Below are 19,933 nucleotides of genomic sequence, written 5' to 3' on the forward strand. Positions count from 1 at the left end.
GCAATGGCTAAAATTCGTGTAGGTCGCGTAAGTGAGCAAATCAAGAAAGAAATTAGTCAATTAATCCAGACTGAATTAAAAGACCCTCGTATTGGCTTTATTACAGTAACTGGTGTTGAAACGACAAATGATCTTTCACAAGCTAAAATCTACTTGAGTGTCCTTGGTAACGATGAACAGAAAGCAGAAACTCTAAAAGCACTTTCTAAAGCTACTGGCTATCTTCGCTCTGAGCTAGGTAAGCGAATTAAGTTCCGACATACTCCAGAATTGCATTTTAAGTTTGATAGCAGTATTGAGTATGGAAGTCGTATAGAGAATCTTCTTACAGAAATCAATCAGGATTCAGGAGAGAGATGAGTACATCTCTTTCCTATCATGAGCAATTAGATGGAGCTATAGCGTTTATACAGCGCTATAATTCCTTTCTAGTTGTTGCTCATGAACAACCAGATGGTGATGCGATTAGTTCTTGTTCTGCAATGAGTTGGTTGCTTGAACAATACAACAAGCAGGTAATTATTATTAATGAGAGCGAATTACCTGGTCGCCTTAGCTATCTTTATCAATACGATAATATTAAGCGATTCAATCGTGAAGCTTCATTGCAATTTGATGCGGTTATTGCGCTTGATTGTGCGGATTATTCTCGTCTTGGGGAAGTAAGAACTTTGTTTACTGCTGAAGTTACTCCGCTTCTCAATATCGATCATCATCCAACTAATAATGAATTCGGTACTTTAAACATCATTCGTCCACATGCAGCAGCAACTGTTGAAATTATATATGAACTTATTAAATACGCTAACCTAACTCCGAATTTACCTTGCGCTATTGCACTGTATACGGGGTTATTGACGGATACTGGCGGTTTTCGATATTCGAATACATCACCCGAAGTGATGGCGATGGCTTCTGAGTTACTTGCCCTTGGTGTTTCTGCATATGAGCTTGCAGATCATTTACTTGAAAAAATGACTTATGCAAGACTTAAACTACTTCAAACATTGTTAGCTCGTATTTCTTTCAGTGAAGATCAGCGTATTGGGTGGGTTTCTGTTATGCATGATGACTTAGCTATATGCGGTGCTGTTCCAGAAGATCTTGAAGGCATTGTAAACTATGTTTTGAATGTAGACAGTGTTGAAGTTGGAATATTATTCAAGCAAAATCAGTCGGGAATTGTGAAAGCAAGCATTCGTTCAGCTGGTAAAGTAGATGTGGCTACTATAGCACATAGCTTTGGCGGTGGTGGTCATGTTAGAGCTGCTGGTTGTAAAATGGATGAAGATATGAACAAGAGTATTGAAACTTTAGTTGGAGCCATACGAAAGGCGTTGACATAAGATGGACGGCGTACTAGCCATTTGGAAGGCTGAAGGTTGGACATCACATGATGTAGTGGCGAAAGCTCGCCGCCTACTCGGAATGAAACGAATAGGGCATGCAGGTACACTTGATCCGATGGTGACAGGTGTACTTCCGCTATGTCTTGGTAGAAGCACTCGAGTTGTTGAATATATTCAGGAGCGTCCGAAAGCTTATGAAGCAACAATACGTTTGGGAGTAGCAACAGATACAGAAGATATTTCAGGTGAAGTTATTGAAACTTCGGAAGTATCTAACATTAGAGAACAACAAATACGTGAAGTTCTCCATAGTTTTATTGGTGAAATAGATCAAATTCCACCCATGTTTTCTGCTATAAAAATCGATGGCAAACGATTGTATGAACTTGCACGCGAAGGGAAAACAGTGGAGCGTAAGTCTCGTAAAGTGACGATCTATTCTATAGAACTATTAAATCTTGATCTAGATGGGGAACATCCACAATTTAGCTTCTCCGTACAATGCTCTAAAGGTACATATATTCGTACATTATGTGTTGATATTGGAAAGGCATTAGGTGTACCTGCTACGATGGCATCATTAATTCGTACGATGTCAGGAGGCATAACGAAGTCGCAATGCTTAACATTAGAACAAGTAGAAGAATATATGAACAATGGTACTCTTGAGCAGATGCTAGTTGCTCCAGAACTTGCTATCGATCATCTGCCCGCTACTACAGTGCAAAGCATTAAACGGAGATATGCAATCCAAGGTCAAAAGCTTTATTGGACGGATATAACAGGACATCAATTGTTAGCGGATCATTCTTTGGTTCGTGTCTTTGATGAAGAAGATGTTTTCTTGGGTGTTTTCGAACTTGATAAACAAAATCATCTTGTGAAACCAATTAAAGTATTTTCTTGATCAAAAATGTTAATGATGAAATGTAGGTGTGTCAACTTTGAAAATCATAACTTTGACTTACCCTATATCACTTAGTGAGATAGAGTTGAATGATCAATCATTATCGATTGCAATAGGACATTTTGATGGTGTTCACAAAGGACATCAACAAGTTATTTCTAAAGCAGTTTCTACTGCAAGAGCAAATGGACACGCTTCTGCAGTCATGACATTTGATCCTCATCCAAAAGCGATTTTAGGTCAAGGCGAACAATATGTTCAATGTATTACTCCACTATCTACTAAAACTAATCTTTTTGAACAACTTGGTGTTGATTATGTGTTCATCGTCAAATTTGACAGTAATTTTTCGAAAATTACTCCAAATGAATTCGTAACTAATATTTTGCAAACACTTCGAGTAGTCAATGTAGTTGTAGGGTTTGACTTCCGTTTTGGTGTAGGTGGTTCAGGAAATGCTGAAATTATGAAGCAATTATGTGAACCGTCCATCCAAGTGGAAGTCATTGAAGCATATATCATTGACGGAGTAAAAGTAAGTAGCACTGTCATTAGAGAATGTATGGAAAGTGGAGATATAGAGCGAGCTAACCATTTATTAGGTCGTTATTTTGAAGTAGAAGGAACAGTTGTTCAAGGTGATCAGCGTGGACGTACGATCGGTTTTCCTACAGCAAATCTCAGACTTCATGCTCCGTATGTTACTATTCGCTTAGGTGTATATGCGATTATCGCATATCTAGGCAACAAAAAGTACTATGGGGTTATGAATCACGGTATGAAGCCAACCTTCTATGAGAAAGATATTATTCCAGTAATGGAAGCACATTTATTCGATTTCTCTGAAGATATTTACGGAGAAAAGATGACAATTGAAGTTGTCCAGTTTTTACGCTCTGAACGTAAATTTGATGGGATTACTGCATTGATTGAACAATTACATTTTGATTCAGATCAAGCTATGAAATTGTTACAACAAACATAATCTCGACAAACTTAATTCAACTATGCTATACTATGTACTGTTATTGCACTGTAGGTCTAGTATGTACAAGCAGCGATAACTGAACCTTGGCATGGTTATCGAGCTCACCGCCGATAACGAGGCTAATGGCGATTATGATAAGGAGGTGAAATCGGATGGCAATTACACAAGAACGCAAAAATGAAATTATCGAGGCTCACAAAACTCACGCAAGTGATACAGGGTCTCCAGAAGTACAAGTAGCTATCCTAACGGAAAACATCGTGACTTTGACAGATCATCTTCGTACTCACAAGAAAGATCATCATTCACGTCGTGGATTGTTGAAAATGGTAGGTCAACGTCGTAAATTACTTGCTTACCTTAAAAACAAAGATGTTAGACGTTATAGCGCATTGATTGAAAAATTAGGCTTACGCCGTTAAGATCAGTGTAATGAAAAGCAACCTGACAGTCCTTTAGCGGGTCCATTATTGGATCATGGAGGCTAAGGGTTGCTTTTTGTAATAGAAAAGGAGGGTTTGAATGCAACATCGTGTTGAAACGACGCTAGGTGGAAGAACACTTGTGTTAGAAACAGGTCGTTTGGCGAAGCAAGCTAATGCTGCCGTAATGGTAACATACGGAGAGACTGCAGTACTTTGTACTGTAACTGCTTCGACTGGACCAAAGGATTTGGATTTCTTCCCACTAACGGTAAACTATGAAGAACGTATGTACGCTGTAGGTAAAATCCCTGGAGGATTTATTAAACGTGAAGGTAGACCAAGCGAGAAAGCAATTCTATCTAGCCGTCTAACTGACCGTCCAATTCGTCCATTATTCCCAGAAGGTTTCCGTAATGATGTTCAAGTTGCTAACATCGTTATGTCAGTAGACCAAGATAATGCACCAGAGATTGCGGCTATGATTGGTACTTCAGCGGCATTAACAATTTCTGATGTACCTTTTGATGGTCCTATTGGTGGAGTAATTGTTGGTAGAATTAATGGCGAGTTCATTATTAACCCGACAATCGCTCAAACTGAAGAATCTGATATCTACCTTGTCGTATCTGGTACAAAAGATGCGATTATGATGGTAGAAGCTGAAGCTAATGAAGTTTCTGAGCAAGTTGTACTTGAAGCGATTATGTTTGGTCATGATGCGATCAAGGAACTTATCAAAGCAATCGAAGAGCTTCGCGTACTTGCTGGTAAAGAAAAAATGCAAGTTATTCTTCATTCTGTTGATGAAAAAGCTAACGAAGCTGTTCGTGCATATGCAAGTGCTCGTCTTGTTGAAGCAGTGAAAATCGCTGAGAAGCATGCTCGTCAAGAAGCAATCGATCTAGTTAACAGTGAAACTGTTGCTCATTTTGAAGAAGTATATGCAGAAACTCCTGAGTTAATTGCTGACGTGAAAGAAATTCTTTACGATATTGTAAAAGAAGAAGTTCGTCGTTTAATTACTCATGATAAAGTTCGTCCAGATGGTCGTGCATTAGGCGAAATTCGTCCAATTGAATGTGACGTTGCAATATTACCTCGTACGCACGGTACAGGACTATTTACTCGTGGACAAACTCAAGCATTAAGTATTTGTACACTAGGTGCAATGGGTGACATTCAGATCTTGGATGGTGTCTCTTCTGAAACTACGAAACGTTTCATGCATCATTATAACTTCCCTCCATTTAGCGTTGGTGAAGCTAGACCACTTCGTCCTCCAGGACGTCGCGAAATTGGTCACGGTGCATTAGGTGAGAGAGCATTATCTAAAGTTATTCCTTCAGAAGCTGATTTCCCTTACACAATTCGTCTTGTATCAGAAGTACTTGAATCTAATGGTTCAACTTCTCAAGCAAGTATTTGTGCAAGTACGTTAGCTATGATGGATGCTGGTGTACCGATTAAAGCTCCAGTTGCAGGTATCGCAATGGGTCTGATCAAAGACGGAGATCACTTCTCAGTTCTTTCTGATATTCAAGGTATGGAAGATCATCTTGGAGATATGGACTTTAAAGTTGCTGGTACTGCTGAGGGAATTACTGCTATCCAAATGGATATCAAAATTTCTGGTATCGACCGTGATATCTTAACTCAAGCTCTTGACCAAGCAAAAGAAGGTCGTCTACATATTTTGGGTAAAATGATGGAAGTTATGACGACTTCTCGTCCTAAATTATCTAAATATGCACCGAAAATTGTAAGTATGAAAATCAACCCTGACAAAATTCGTGATGTTATTGGTGCTGGTGGTAAAATCATCAACAAGATCATTGAAGATACTGGTGTGAAAATCGATATTGAGCAAGATGGTACAGTATTCATCGCTTCATCTGATGAAGAAATGATTCAAAAAGCGAGAGAGATTATCGAAGGTATTGTAAAAGTTGTTGTTGTTGGTGAAATTTACTTAGGTACTGTAAAACGTATCGAGAAATTTGGTTGCTTTGTAGAAATTCTTCCTGGTAAAGATGGATTAGTTCATATTTCACAACTGTCAACTGATCGTGTAGCCAAATGCGAAGATGTTGTTGCTATCGGTGATCAAATCACTGTTAAAGTAACTGAAATCGATCAACAAGGTCGTATTAACCTATCTCGTAAAGCGGTACTCGTTGCGGAAGAAGCTCCAAAAGCTTAGTTGAATGATATTTGAATATCAATACGATGAAGAGTCAGATTAGATCTGTCTCTTTTTTTGTGTTATGTACATATTTGCAGCATCTCACTCATAACATGTACTACAGATACGCTTGTACAAGTGTATGCAGTAAATGGTGCAGGAGTGAGAAAAGTGAAAATTCAGTGGTGGAAAAAGGCCTCTTTTATCGTAGCGAGTACGTTGGCGCTTGTCATTTTTATAAAAATTAATGGGAATCTGTCTAGTTTCATAAATCATGTACAGGAACAAGATGCGGTCTATACCTTCATGCAAGTGAACCGTTCTGAAGCAGAAAAGAAAGAACTATATGCTCAGATCGTGGCAGAAGCAGGCAATCATAAGGAAGAGCCGATTGATGCACGGATAGATCGAGTATTTCATGCCATTCCTGGTTACAACGGTGTTGAGGTAGATATTGAAAAAACATATGAGTACAATTTACAAATGGTACGTGGAGAAAAAATAAGATTTATATACAAAAATACGGTACCATCTATTAATCTTGAAGATTTAGGAAACCATCAAATATACAAAGGGAATCCTAATAAAAAAATGATTGGTTTTATGATTAATGTTGCGTGGGGTAATGAGTATATAGATTCTATATTAAGTTCACTAGAAGCAGAGCGAGTACATGCAACATTTTTTTTAGATGGGTCATGGCTTAGTAAAAACAAAGATATTGCTATAAAGATTCAAAATGCGGGTCATGAGCTGTCTAATCATGCTTATTCTCATCCGGATATGGCTAATTTATCTCGTTCAGAGCAAGAGAAACAAATTACTCGTACTGAGGAATTATTGAAAGAAATAAATGTTGATAATAAATGGTTTGCACCACCATCGGGATCATTTAATCAAGCAACGATACAAGTTGCAAGAGATCAAGGATTATTAACAGTACTATGGACGATTGACACCATTGACTGGAAAAAACCACCAGCATCGTTGATTGTATCTCGTGTCACATCGAAATTAGAACCAGGCGCATTAATATTGATGCATCCTACGGACTCTACGGCTACAGCATTACCTGAAATGATTAAAAGTATTAAGGCTCAAGGATACTCAATAGGTACTGTAAGTGATACGCTATCTTCTGAACGACTGCAGGATACAGTTGAGGGAGTAGATATATTCTGATATAGTTGAATCATTGATTATTTTTGTTTATGCTTACGAAGTAACTTTTCGTTACTAGTAGTCATTCAAGAAGAAACGAAAATTTTGCATATGCTTACGAAGTAACTTTTCGTTACTAGAAGTCATTAAAGAATAAACGAAAAGTTTTAGGAGGTTGCTTGGTGGAAAAGTACAAGCTTAGCAATGGCATGCGTGTCGTTGTCGAAAAAATTCCTACTGTTAGATCCGTCTCAATTGGTATATGGGTAAAAAATGGCTCGCGTAATGAGACAGAACTTAATAATGGGATTTCACATTTTATTGAACATATGATGTTCAAAGGTACAGAGCAACGAAGTGCGCGCGATATTGCTGATTTATTTGATGGTATTGGTGGTAACGTTAATGCGTTCACTTCGCGAGAGTATACTTGCTATTTTGCAAAAGTATTAGATCAACATCTACCTCTAGCTGTAGATGCGCTTTCAGATATGTTCTTTAATTCACAAATGGATGAAGAAGAACTTGCTAAAGAACGCAATGTAATATTAGAAGAAATCTCGATGTATGAAGATACTCCAGATGATCGTGTCCATGATGAAGCTGCTAAAGCTGCCTATGGTAATGATCCTTTAGCTTATTCAATACTTGGTACAGAAAAAACTTTGGCAAGTATGAATTCCAACACATTACTAGATTTTATGAAGGATCGATATACGATTGACAATATCGTCCTTAGTGTTGCTGGTAATGTTGAAGAAAACTCACTTTTAGATTTATTAGAAACTTACTTTGGTCATTACAAAAATAATGCACCAATCACAGATAGCATAGTAGTACCTACATTTGTTGGTGACTATTCTTTCTTTCAAAAGAAAACAGAACAGAATCATATTTGTATGTCATTCCCTGGCTGTGCATTAGGTGATCGATTGCAAAATGCGATGATCCTACTGAATAATGCATTAGGTGGTGGGATGAGTTCGAGGTTGTTCCAAGTCATTCGTGAAGAAAGAGGATTAGCATACTCTGTCTATTCCTATCATAGTTCTGCAGCTGATTCTGGTCTATTCACGATCTATGCAGGAACAGCACCTAAGCAAACAAAGGATGTTGTTGATCTAACAATGGAACTTATGTATGAGGTTGGTCAAAAAGGATTGACTGATGCAGAAGTTGCTAGGGGTAAAGAACAATTAAAAGGTTCATTAATTTTGAATCTTGAAAGTACTAGTAGTCGTATGAACCGCAACGGGAAACATGAGCTGATGCTAGGAAAGCATAATTCTGTAGACACTTTATTAACTCGCATTGATAGCATTACAATGGATGAGATCAAAGAAGTAACTAAAATGATGTTGTCGACTCCGTTTGCGATGTCAATGGTGGGGACTAATGATAAAGCAGTTGCTAAACTTAGGAGGGATCAGCTTGTTTCAAGTATTATTTAAGCGTCTAGAAGGTAATGAAGATTTGGCTATTCCAAAACGTATGACAGAAGGTTCAGCAGGATTTGATCTTCAAGCTTCAGTTGCAGAACCAGTTGTTCTTGCTCCAGGGGAACGCAAACTTATCCCGACAGGCTTTGCGATGGCAATGCCAATTGAATTAGAAGCGCAAATTCGTCCACGCAGTGGACTAGCTTATAAGCATGGGATTACATGTCTGAATTCACCTGGTACAATCGATGCTGATTACCGTGGTGAGGTTAAAGTATTGCTGATCAACCATGGCCAAGAGCCATTTACGATTGAACGTGGCGAGCGAATTGCTCAGATGCTATTCCAAATTGTTCCAAGCGTAACGATCGTTGAAGCAGATGAGCTTCCTGATACATTGCGCGGAGCTGGCGGTTTCGGACATACTGGCGTCTAAAGCTTAAATCGGACTTATTAGTCAAAACTTTCAAAGCATCTCTTTGTTACTTAATCAGTAGCGATGAGATGCTTTTTTATACTGAAGTATGATCGTAAATGTATAGTTTTGGCTTCGCTGCGAAAAATCATGAAGAGTGAAGTATCGAAGCGTTCGATAGATAATTTTTTATCGGACAAGATAGACCTTATTTCCCTCTGTGTATCTACTTTGTCTTTTTCGCAGACACCACAGCTCTTAATCGCTATTTTTCTGGCTGAAATGGTGCGCAAATGTACTAATAAGATCTATGGTGTCCGCTTAATTTACATAAGCCTTGAAAGTGGACTAGTAGCTGCATCTGTGTCCGCTGAAAGATTACTAGCTGTAAAATGCTCTACATTAATTAACATCAAACCATTGCAAGTATCACATTATGATTGCTCATTACATATAGAGGGGACTGCATCTGGAATATGAGTAACAATAACATTTATCTAAAACATTTTGAATTAATGGATGCGAGAGCTCTACTTGACTTAACACTCAGAAACCGAGAGTTTTTGCAACCATTTGATCCGCTTAGGGACGAATCCCACTTTACACTTGAAGGGAAAGAGATTGAAATAACAAATAGTATACAAGGGTCAAAAACTGACCAATCATACATTTTTGGCATATTTCTTGAAGGGACGAATGAACTTATTGGCAGAATAGCCTTAACTGGCGTAGCTCGAGGACCTTTTCAAAATGCATATTTGGGATATTACATTGATCAGAAACATAATGGGAAGGGCTATGCAACAGCAGCAGTTAAGTTATGCGTGGCATATGCATTTAGTAAATTAGGCTTGCATCGTATTCAAGCAGGGGTTATGCCTAGAAACTTGCCATCAATCCGAGTGCTAGAAAAGGTAGGATTTAGATATGAAGGACTAGCAAAAGCATATCTTAAAATAAACAATGTATGGGAAGACCATAATTTATATGCAATCACTGCAGCGGCAGACTAGGACACTATTTTTCGTCCTAATCTGCCGCTGTCTCTTTTATTAGGAGTATTCGAAATTACAAGTAGTAACAAAAAACCATCATGCATGGATATTCACCCATTAGCTAATAGACGCATACAATACCTTATATTTTTGAGCCAGAAAGGAGTGTGCCTAATGTTAACAGGCGTAAAAGTACTTCTACTTGGCGGCGATGCAAGGCAACTTGAAGTTATTCATAAGCTTTGTGAGCTGAATGCTCAAGTCACCGTATGTGGGTTTGATCAGAGAAAAGAGCTGAATCCACGCGCAGTAGCTGTAGATTTAGAGGTTAGTTCATTAGAGGACCTTGATGCATTGATCCTGCCAGCAGTTGGTCCTGATGATGATGGCTTTATTCAAACCGTTTTCAGCAGTGAAAGCTTACAATTAACAAAAGAATATTTGCTTGCCTTACCTAAGCATTGCACCATCTATACCGGAATTGCAAAATCGTACTTGAAACAATTATGTAATGATGGTGGCTATCAGCTTGTTGAGTTGTTTGAACGTGATGACGTAGCAATCTACAACTCTATTCCTACAGCTGAAGGTGCCTTGATGATGGCGATTCAGCATACAGACATTACGATACATCGATCCAACTCTATGGTGTTAGGTTTTGGGCGAACAGGAATTACAATGGCGAGAACACTGCAAGCATTGGGGTCAAATGTTTATTTTGGAGTTAGACGTTCTGAGCAATATGCAAGAGCGTATGAAATGGGCTTCAATCCTTTTTATACAAAGGATCTTGAGCAATTTGTAGGTAATATTGACTTGCTTTTTAATACAATTCCGACTATGATAATCACAGCGCAAATAATCGAAAAACTACAAAAAAGTACGGTAATTATTGATCTCGCAACAAAGCCAGGTGGAACAGACTTCCATTTTGCAGAGGAACGAGGCATGAAAGCTTTACTTGCTCCAGGCTTACCTGGCATCGTAGCCCCCAGAACTGCAGGTTTACTACTAGCAGATTGCTTAAGTCAATTGATACACACTGAATTGACGATGCGGAGGGATTTACGATGAATTGGGATGGATTAACAGTAGGTTATGCTTTATCCGGGTCACATTGTACATTGGAAGAAATAATGCCTCAAATACAGCGATTTATTGATGCTGGAGCTAACGTAATTCCTATTGTTTCTAATACTTTATTAACAATAGATACACGTTTTGGTACAGCAGAAAAATGGCGTAGTGAATTAACTCGTATTACTGGCAATGAGATTATTTCAACTATTGTTCAGGCAGAACCGCTGGGACCATCGAAAAAAATCGATGTGTTAACAATTGCGCCTTGTACAGGTAATACAACAAGTCGTTTAGCAAATGCAATTACTGATAGTGCAGTGCTTATGGCAGCCAAATCGCAAATGCGTAATGGTCGCCCAATCGTAATTGCTATATCAACTAATGATGGCCTTGGATTGAATATGGCCAACATTGCGAAACTTCTTGTTACGAAAAACATTTATTTTGTGCCGTTCGGTCAAGACGATCCTATCAATAAGCCTAATTCATTAGTTGCTAGAATGGATCTTATTATGGAAGCCTGTGAGTCTGCCCTAAAAGGTCAGCAATTGCAACCAATGCTAATCGAACGGCATTAATATATTAGCCATAGTATAGAGGGGAGAAGACATCATATGTCAAACCAAAAATTGTATAATTTAGCAGTAGTCGGAGCAACAGGAGCAGTAGGGGAACAAATTACTAAGTTGTTAGAGACAAGAGACTTCCCTATTAATGAAATTAAATTTCTATCTTCAGCTCGTTCCGCTGGTAAGAAACTAACATTCAAAGGTGCTGAATATATTATTGAAGAGGCAACACCAGATAGTTTTGATGGTGTAGAAATCGCTTTGTTCAGTGCTGGTGGCGATGTATCTAAAGTATTAGCTCCAGAAGCTGCAAAACGTGGCGCTGTATGTATCGATAATACGAGTGCATTCCGTATGGATCCTAATACGCCGCTTGTTGTTCCAGAGGTTAACCCTGAACATATTGCTGCTCATAAAGGTATTATTGCTAATCCTAACTGTTCTACTATTCAAATGGTTGCTGCATTGAAACCATTACATGATCGCTATAGTATTAAACGCGTAATTGTATCTACTTACCAAGCGGTTTCAGGTGCTGGAGCAAGCGCGATTCGCGAAACACTTCGTCAAACAAGAGCAGTTCTTGACCAAGAAGAAGTTAATCCAGATGTACTACCTGTAGGTGGATTACCAGTTAAGCATCAAATTGCTTTTAATGCGATTCCGCAAATTGATAAATTTACTGAAAATGGCTACACATATGAAGAAATGAAAATGACGAATGAAACGAAAAAAATTATGGGCGACGATTCTATTGAAGTTTCTGCTACTTGCGTTCGTATACCTGTAATTTATGGTCACTCAGAGTCTGTTTATGTAGAATTCAACAATCAATTTGAAGTTGAAGAAGTGAAGTCTTTACTTGAAAATGCTCCTGGTATTACTCTAGTAGATGACCCAACGAATCAACTTTACCCACTTGCTACAGAAGCAGCTGGTAAACCAGATGTATTTGTAGGTCGTATCAGACGTGATATTACAAGTGAAAAAGGTCTAAATATGTGGATTGTTTCTGATAATCTATTAAAAGGTGCTGCATGGAATGCAGTGCAAATTGCTGAGTATATTGCAAAAGGTTAAGCTACATCTTTCATCATCTTAGTCAGGCTTAATGTATTACGGAGGCGAAGTTATGCGAATCTTAGTTCAAAAATTCGGCGGCACTTCATTAGCAACAACTGAAGCAACAGCACGTGTGATTCATCATATCGAGCGCGAACGAGACAACGGCTATGCCGTTGTCATCGTTGTATCTGCGATAGGTAGACGTGGTGAATCATATGCAACAGATACATTGCTAGAATTGTTAGACCCTCATCAAGGCGGCGTAGACGCTCGTGAGACGGATTTGTTAATAAGTTGTGGTGAAATAATCTCTGCGACACTGCTAGGCGCTCAGATTCGCGCTGCAGGTATCGAAGCGGTTGTATATACAGGTGGGGAAGCAGGAATAGAGACGGATGAAGAATTTGGTGCTGCGAAGATAACTTCGATTAAACCAGAGAAACTGATCCAAGCATTAAAGCAGAATAAAGTGGTCGTTGTAACTGGTTTTCAAGGTAGAACAAGAGATAACGATGTAACTACTTTAGGAAGAGGTGGCAGTGATACGACAGCAACAGCACTTGGCGCTGCGCTACATGCCGAGTATGTTGATATCTATACAGATGTCAATGGTGTCCTAACTGCTGATCCTAGATTTGTTACTGATGCTAAACCTATCGCTAAATTGAGCTATGCAGAGATCTGTCATATGGCAAGAGAAGGTGCAAAAGTTGTACATCCTCGTGCAGTAGAGATCGCACAACAAGCTCGAATTCCCGTTCGAGTGCGTTCTACTTTTTCTGATGATGAAGGCACTCTTGTACAGGATGCGGCATGGGATCATAACGAACATGCAGTACTTGATCGACATGTAACGGGTATAGCTCATGTATCAGGTATTACTCAACTAACGGTACAAAGTGATTACGGTGATCATCGTGCTCCACAATTGTTATTTCAAACGTTAGCCCGCAATGGGATTAGTGTAGACTTTATTAATGTTACATTAAACGGTGCTGTTTTTACTGTTCAGACAGTTCAAGCAGAACAAGCGAAACAACTACTCGAAGCCGAGAAATTAACGGTGAAGCTTGAACCAAATTGCGCTAAGATATCAATCATCGGTGGTGGCATGAACGGTCAACCTGGAGTTATGGCTAATATCATTACGGCATTATCTGATATTGATGTCCCGATCCTTCAATCAGCGGACTCTAATGCTGCAATTTGGGTATTGGTGAAGGAACAACATATGGTTGTTTCACTTATGGCGCTACATTCAACGTTTGACCTTAATCGTTAAACGCTTTACAATAATAAAGTATTAAATTATTTATATAAATCATAATAGAACTTTTGATTTTGACTGAAATAGTAGGAGGAATTTCTGATGGAATTCGGAAGAATGATTACCGCAATGGTAACCCCTTTCGATACAGAAGGCACTATTGATTGGGCTACAGCTGAGCAACTTATCGAGTATTTAATTGTTGATCAGCAAAGTGATAGCATTGTTATTGCTGGGACGACAGGGGAGTCACCAACATTATCAGAAGATGAGAAAGTAGAGTTATTTGCTTTTGCTGTAGAAAAAGCTGCTGGAAGAGTGCGAATTATCGCAGGAACAGGCAGTAATAATACGAAATCTTCAATTAGCTTATCACAACGAGCGCAGCAATGCGGAGTAGACGGCTTATTGCTTGTTGTACCGTATTACAACAAACCAAGTCAAGAAGGTCTATATTTGCATTTCAAAGCGATTGCAGAAAATACCTCACTTCCTGTATTCTTATACAACGTTGAAGGTCGGACAGGAACTAACCTGTCGGTAGATACGACACTTAGACTTGCACAAATTCCAAATGTTGTTGCGACCAAGGATTGTGCTAACCTAGATCAACTTACATCTATTATTAGTGGAGCACCCGAAGGTTTCAGAGTTTACTCCGGTGATGATGCTGCAACACTACCTGCACTTTCAGTAGGTGCTTACGGTATTATAAGCGTTTCTGCTCATATCGTTGGACAAGAAATGAAATCAATGATTCAATCCTATGTAGCTGGCGACGTAACAAAAGCAGCTAAGCTTCATGGTCAATTACTGCCATTCTTTAAAGGTATGTTTGCTTGCCCTCATCCTATGTCTAATCCAGTTCCAGTGAAATATGCACTAGAAGTAATGGGAATCCCTGTTGGTTCAGTTCGTTTACCGTTGGCACCAATTACGGAATCAGAAGCTGAGTTTGTACGTAATTTACTTCAAATTAAAAATGAAATTTCTAAATAGAAATCCTTAAAAAGCCGGTGCTGAGAGGCATCGGCTTTTGTCGTTATTACATATATTTTGAAATCAGAACGAAAATGTTGCCTTTGACTTGTGTAATCGCTTTTTAATCATGTATAATGGAATTAAGTGAATGGGTGCGGCAATTAAATATTGAATTTGAACATTCCGTCAGAGCGGCATCTGACGTTTTTTGTTAATAGATAATTTTAGTACAACAAATTAAAGAAGGTATAACCTTTAGGAGGTATAGATTCACTTGTCAAAAAAGAATAACCAAGATAAGTTACTTGTCTTTGCACTAGGCGGAGTCGGCGAAATCGGTAAAAATATGTACGTCGTTCAATATAACGATGACATTGTAGTAGTAGATGCAGGATTGAAATTCCCTGAGGAGGACATGCTCGGTATTGATATCGTAATTCCAGATGTTGGATACTTAGTAGAACATCAGGATAAAGTACGCGGTATCATTATTACTCACGGACATGAAGACCACATCGGTGGTTTGTCATATGTATTGAAAAGCTTAAATGTTCCTGTGTATGCAACAAAATTAACACTAGGATTAATCGAAGTGAAATTAAAAGAAGCTGGAATACTAGGAGATACAAAACGTATTCTTATTAGTGCAGATAGTGAAATCCAACTTGGAACGATCACTGCAAGCTTCTTCAAAACGAATCACAGTATTCCTGATTCAGTCGGAGTATGTTTAGATACACCAGAAGGTACGATTGTACATACAGGTGATTTCAAATTTGATCACACACCTGTTAATGATCAATTTGCAGATTTGCAGCGTATTGCAGCGATCGGTAGCAAAGGCGTATTAGCTCTACTATCTGATTCTACAAATGCTGAACGTCCAGGATATACACCTTCTGAAAGCAATGTAGGTAATGAACTAGAAGATATATTCCGTAAATCAACGCAACGTGTTGTTGTAGCTACGTTTGCTTCAAATGTACATCGCATTCAGCAAGTAATTAATGCTTCGATTGCAACACGCCGCAAAATTGCAGTCGTAGGTCGTAGTATGGTAAATGTCGTTACGATTGCTAGTGAGCTAGGCTACTTGAATATTCCTGAAGGAATGATTATTGAGCCTGAAGAAGTAAATCGTATGGCAGCTGATCGTGTTGTAATCTTGTGTACTGGTAGTCAAGGCGAACCAATGTCTGCGCTTACTCGTATGGCACGTTCAACACATCGCAAAGTAGATATTTTACCTGGAGATACGGTGATCATTGCCGCGACGCCTATCCCTGGTAATGAACGTTATGTAGGTAGAACGGTAGATGAATTGTTCCGTCTTGGAGCACATGTTATCTACGGACCGGGATCTGTATCAGGTGTTCACGTATCTGGTCACGGTAGTCAAGAAGAATTAAAACTAATGCTTAATCTTGTTAAGCCTAAATACTTTATTCCTGTTCACGGTGAATATCGTATGCTTCGTCTTCATGCTGATCTTGGTGAAGAAGTTGGAATCCCTCCAGAAAACATTTTCGTATTAGATAATGGTGAAACTGTTGAGTTCCAAGGTGGCCAAGCTGCACGTGGACCTAAAGTTCAAGCAGGTCGTGTACTTATCGACGGATTAGGTGTAGGTGACGTAGGTAATATCGTATTACGTGACCGTAAACTACTATCTCAAGATGGTATTCTAGTCGTTGTTGTAACACTAAGCAAAGCAGATGGAACAATTCTATCTGGTCCAGATATTATTTCACGTGGTTTTGTTTACGTTCGTGAGTCCGAAGGACTTCTTGACGAGGCAAACCGTATCGTAACTTCTACACTTACTAAATTAATGAACGATAAAGTTAATGAGTGGGCTTCATTAAAAACAAACGTAAAAGATTCTCTAGGTAGATTCCTATATGAGCAAACACGTCGTCGCCCGATGATTTTACCAATTATTATGGAAGTATAATTTTATATTCCATTCACCTAAATTTACTAGCTAATATTACTCATTACTGAGTAGACATTAGCTAGTTTTTTTATGTCTTACGACCTATTTGTTGGAAATTCAATTGAATAACTGCTTGTATTGCATATAATAGAATAATAATCAGGTATTATTATCCAAATGTTAGTTTATTAACTCAAAATTATAACAAACGAGGTGGAGACAATGAGAGGAAATAAACTGCTTATAATTATCGCAGTAATTGTTTTTTTGAGTGGTGTCATTCCAATAAGTACACAACATGTCAATGCTGCAATGACAAATAAGGTAGATAACATCTTTAAAGATCTGCCTAACAACCATTGGGCAATGGACGCTATTAATTGGGGCTACAATGCAGGTATTGTTAAAGGCGATGCTAATGGCAATTTTAATCCGAATAGTAATGTTACTGAACCAGAATTTTTAGCGATGATTGCACGTGCGTATAGTGAAGATTTCACAGTTCGAAAAGCAGAGTCTGGAGAAAAGTGGTATATTCCATACTTTGACCTTGCTACGGATAATTTCTGGCACTTTAGTGGTCAAAATTCGGTATATCAACGTTATCAAGTGGCGAATATTGTTTATTCAATGCTACAAGGCAGTTACAAAAATGACGCAGCATCGATTCAATTTTTATTAGATACCAAGTTATCAACAGGTAAAATTAGCGCTACAGTTGAAGGATATTCACCTTATGAAAATTTGAATAGAGCGGAAGCTATCGTATTTATTAAACGGATGAAGCAATTGTATCCTTCGGTGAAAGAATATGTAGGAGCTAGTGTAAGCTATTCTTCCGGATTACGTGATATATCTATCGGTGATACAGAGGCAACATTAACTAGCAAGCTGGGCACGCCAAATCGTAAAGACTCGTCTGAATTTAACTTTACTTGGTATGTATATAATAAAGACTATAATAGATTCGTTATGTATGGAGTTTCTAGTGAAAAGAAAGTAGTAGCGCTCTATTCTAACTCAAGAAATGTTTGGGGTAAGGATAATGCAATATTAGTAGGTTCAAGTATTCAAAGATTGAAAAAATTTGTCGGTAATGAAGTTAAAGTAAATACCATTGGTTACTATCAAAATAAACAAAATGGAATTACTACTAATTATTACTTGGACAAGTTTTCAGATAATGTTGTAGATGGAATATTACAATATGATGCAATTTATAGTAAAAAAGGTACGGCAACACAAGAACTTATTGATAAAAGTTATGAACTACAAATATTAGATGTTACGAATGTTTTCCGTAACAAAAATAATGTTCAAACCATGTTAACTTGGAATGAAAAAGCTGCAAAAGCTGCATACTTGCACAGTAAAGAAATGTATACGAACAAATATCTTGATCATACAAATTTAGCAGGATTAGATCCTCAAGCTCGTTTGAAAGCTGCAGGGTTGACTAATTTTGGTGGTGGAGAAAATATCGCTTCAGGCTATGAAAATGCATTTGCTGTTTACACCGGATGGATTAATTCGTGGAATCATAGAGATAACATGTTATATTCTGAATATAAGGAACTTGGAGTAGGCGCATATCGGAATTACTATACACAAGACTTTATTATGCCTTACTAATAGTAAACTATAGTTATGTGATAGAGTGTGAGACTCCAATAGAGGGAAAGAGCGATATTGTTCTTTTCCTTTTTTGTTGTTTAAAAGATTTAGCATAAATTGTGCATAATTCTCCATACTAAGTATATAAATAATAAAGTTATGCTTTCAAAGTGACTTATTGTCCACCTAAGAAGTTACAGCACGGCATTACAAAAAGTTAGTTTATAGCTTTCGGAATGACTTTTTGTTTACATCAGAGGTTATTACACGAAGCAACAAAAAGTTTAGGAGGCATATGATGTATTCTTTTCCGAATCTGACTGGGGATCAATTACCTAATGAACCGAACAAGCTAGAGGAAACAAAGCCAACTGTGGATCAAACGATACAAGCCATACAACAATTAGGATCGGCAAATGTACCAAGCGTGCAAGAAAGTAACATTCATTGTATAACGATTATTGGTCAAATCGAAGGTCATATGATTTTACCACCTAATAATAAAACGACGAAGTACGAGCATATCATTCCTCAACTTGTCGCTGCTGAGCAAAATAGCAAAATTGAAGGTTTGCTAATAATACTTAATACAGTAGGCGGAGATGTTGAGGCTGGACTTGCTATTGCGGAAATGATTAGTACAATGTCAAAGCCAACAGTTACTCTTGTTCTTGGTGGAGGACATTCCATAGGTGTTCCAATAGCAGTATCTGGAGATGTAAGCTTTATTGCTGCGACAGCTACGATGACAATACATCCGATTCGTATGAATGGACTAGTTATTGGTGTTCCGCAGTCATTTGAATATTTAGATAAGATGCAGGAGAGAGTAACGCGTTTCGTCATTTCGCACTCACAAATAACTGAAGAGACATTCAAGGCTTTGATGTTTAAGACCGGAGAATTGGCTAGAGATATTGGTACGACAGTCATTGGTGGGGATGCAGTAACTAACGGTCTTATTGATAAAGTAGGTGGAATAGGAGATGCCCTAGCACAACTTCGTATGTTAATTAATAGTAATAAGGAGGAGCAAGTGTAATGTTATATTCTGTTGTACCTGTTGAATATGTGTATGGGGAACAAAAACCTAATGATCATCGATTAGATTATGTATACCAAGGAATGTTAATGGAAGTAAAGCCCTTAACAACAGGTAATGCCATGATCGTTCGCCTAATAAATCCACCGCTTGATTGTTATCTGGATGAGAAGTATGCCCCCGGAAGCATAATCCCTTATAGGTAGTTCAAAACATCCACTCGTGATCACGCTGAATAAGCTAACGTAGTTTATTCAGCGTCGAAGATGCCCCCATCGAAAGCCTGCGTGTGCTCGCGTACCAATAACGTACGCTGTGCTACTCGTTTTCGCTGTGGGGCATCTTCTTGGTGCTGACAAGCGAATGTTTTGAACCTTCATTTTAAGAGGTAGTTCAAAACATCCACTCGTGATCACGAGGAATATGCTAACGTAGCTTATTCGACATACTGTAAAAGACTGAGCAAATTCGTTGCTCAGTCTTTTTGTGCCTCCTTTATTACCTAATAAAATACAGCT

Annotated in this window: 19 protein-coding genes; all 19 read left to right on the forward strand. The window is 38.3% G+C overall.

The annotated features are described in order from the left end of the window. Window positions 1-3 precede the first annotated feature (3 nt). The 19 genes from rbfA (at window position 4) to NAG76_16755 (ending at window position 19,621) form a co-directional block, all read left to right on the forward strand. On the forward strand, window positions 4-360 hold the full coding sequence (gene rbfA, locus NAG76_16665; GenBank protein ID URN93451.1) for a 30S ribosome-binding factor RbfA: 357 nt from the start codon (window positions 4-6) through the stop codon (window positions 358-360). Then, window positions 357-1,346, forward strand: a complete 990-nt coding sequence (locus NAG76_16670; GenBank protein ID URN93452.1) for a bifunctional oligoribonuclease/PAP phosphatase NrnA — start codon at window positions 357-359, stop codon at window positions 1,344-1,346. The genes rbfA and NAG76_16670 overlap by 4 nt, the downstream gene beginning before the upstream one ends. 1 nt (window position 1,347) lies before the next feature. Then, window positions 1,348-2,256, forward strand: a complete 909-nt coding sequence (gene truB / locus NAG76_16675; protein ID URN93453.1) for a tRNA pseudouridine(55) synthase TruB — start codon at window positions 1,348-1,350, stop codon at window positions 2,254-2,256. Between the two features lie 37 nt (window positions 2,257-2,293). Continuing rightward, window positions 2,294-3,241: a bifunctional riboflavin kinase/FAD synthetase gene (locus tag NAG76_16680; GenBank protein URN93454.1), complete on the forward strand. Its 948-nt coding sequence runs from the start codon at window positions 2,294-2,296 to the stop codon at window positions 3,239-3,241. A gap of 155 nt (window positions 3,242-3,396) precedes the next feature. Continuing rightward, window positions 3,397-3,666: a 30S ribosomal protein S15 gene (gene rpsO, locus NAG76_16685; protein URN93455.1), complete on the forward strand. Its 270-nt coding sequence runs from the start codon at window positions 3,397-3,399 to the stop codon at window positions 3,664-3,666. A 100-nt stretch (window positions 3,667-3,766) separates the two neighbouring features. Continuing rightward, window positions 3,767-5,869: a polyribonucleotide nucleotidyltransferase gene (gene pnp / locus NAG76_16690; protein ID URN93456.1), complete on the forward strand. Its 2,103-nt coding sequence runs from the start codon at window positions 3,767-3,769 to the stop codon at window positions 5,867-5,869. Between the two features lie 153 nt (window positions 5,870-6,022). Then, window positions 6,023-7,033, forward strand: coding sequence for a polysaccharide deacetylase family protein (locus NAG76_16695; GenBank protein ID URN93457.1), 1,011 nt, complete (start codon window positions 6,023-6,025; stop codon window positions 7,031-7,033). 161 nt (window positions 7,034-7,194) lie between these two features. Next, the gene (locus tag NAG76_16700) at window positions 7,195-8,463 is read left to right on the forward strand and encodes an insulinase family protein (GenBank protein URN93458.1); all 1,269 of its coding nucleotides are present in this window, start codon (window positions 7,195-7,197) and stop codon (window positions 8,461-8,463) included. Further along, a complete protein-coding gene (gene dut, locus NAG76_16705) occupies window positions 8,408-8,887 on the forward strand; it encodes a dUTP diphosphatase (protein ID URN93459.1) in 480 nt (159 codons plus the stop codon). The genes NAG76_16700 and dut overlap by 56 nt, the downstream gene beginning before the upstream one ends. 455 nt (window positions 8,888-9,342) lie before the next feature. Next, a complete protein-coding gene (locus NAG76_16710) occupies window positions 9,343-9,879 on the forward strand; it encodes a GNAT family N-acetyltransferase (GenBank protein ID URN93460.1) in 537 nt (178 codons plus the stop codon). Between the two features lie 156 nt (window positions 9,880-10,035). Further along, window positions 10,036-10,935 (forward strand): dipicolinate synthase subunit DpsA, encoded by a 900-nt coding sequence (gene dpsA, locus NAG76_16715; GenBank protein URN93461.1) that lies wholly within the window; start codon window positions 10,036-10,038, stop codon window positions 10,933-10,935. Next, window positions 10,932-11,519, forward strand: a complete 588-nt coding sequence (locus NAG76_16720) for a dipicolinate synthase subunit B (GenBank protein URN93462.1) — start codon at window positions 10,932-10,934, stop codon at window positions 11,517-11,519. The genes dpsA and NAG76_16720 overlap by 4 nt, the downstream gene beginning before the upstream one ends. Before the next feature lie 36 nt (window positions 11,520-11,555). Then, complete coding sequence (locus NAG76_16725) at window positions 11,556-12,590, forward strand: aspartate-semialdehyde dehydrogenase (protein URN93463.1); 1,035 nt, start codon at window positions 11,556-11,558, stop codon at window positions 12,588-12,590. 52 nt (window positions 12,591-12,642) lie between these two features. Then, the gene (dapG, locus tag NAG76_16730; protein ID URN93464.1) at window positions 12,643-13,857 is read left to right on the forward strand and encodes an aspartate kinase; all 1,215 of its coding nucleotides are present in this window, start codon (window positions 12,643-12,645) and stop codon (window positions 13,855-13,857) included. An 87-nt stretch (window positions 13,858-13,944) separates the two neighbouring features. Beyond that, a complete protein-coding gene (gene dapA, locus NAG76_16735) occupies window positions 13,945-14,841 on the forward strand; it encodes a 4-hydroxy-tetrahydrodipicolinate synthase (GenBank protein ID URN93465.1) in 897 nt (298 codons plus the stop codon). Between the two features lie 256 nt (window positions 14,842-15,097). Continuing rightward, the gene (locus NAG76_16740) at window positions 15,098-16,777 is read left to right on the forward strand and encodes a ribonuclease J (protein ID URN93466.1); all 1,680 of its coding nucleotides are present in this window, start codon (window positions 15,098-15,100) and stop codon (window positions 16,775-16,777) included. A 204-nt stretch (window positions 16,778-16,981) separates the two neighbouring features. Continuing rightward, complete coding sequence (locus NAG76_16745) at window positions 16,982-18,391, forward strand: CAP-associated domain-containing protein (GenBank protein URN93467.1); 1,410 nt, start codon at window positions 16,982-16,984, stop codon at window positions 18,389-18,391. 355 nt (window positions 18,392-18,746) lie between these two features. Next, a complete protein-coding gene (locus tag NAG76_16750) occupies window positions 18,747-19,415 on the forward strand; it encodes an ATP-dependent Clp protease proteolytic subunit (GenBank protein URN96867.1) in 669 nt (222 codons plus the stop codon). Further along, a complete protein-coding gene (locus tag NAG76_16755; protein URN93468.1) occupies window positions 19,415-19,621 on the forward strand; it encodes a YlzJ-like family protein in 207 nt (68 codons plus the stop codon). The genes NAG76_16750 and NAG76_16755 overlap by 1 nt, the downstream gene beginning before the upstream one ends. Window positions 19,622-19,933 lie beyond the last annotated feature (312 nt).

This window comes from Candidatus Pristimantibacillus lignocellulolyticus, assembly GCA_023639215.1.
Taxonomy (GTDB): Bacteria; Bacillota; Bacilli; order Paenibacillales; family Paenibacillaceae; genus Pristimantibacillus; species Pristimantibacillus lignocellulolyticus.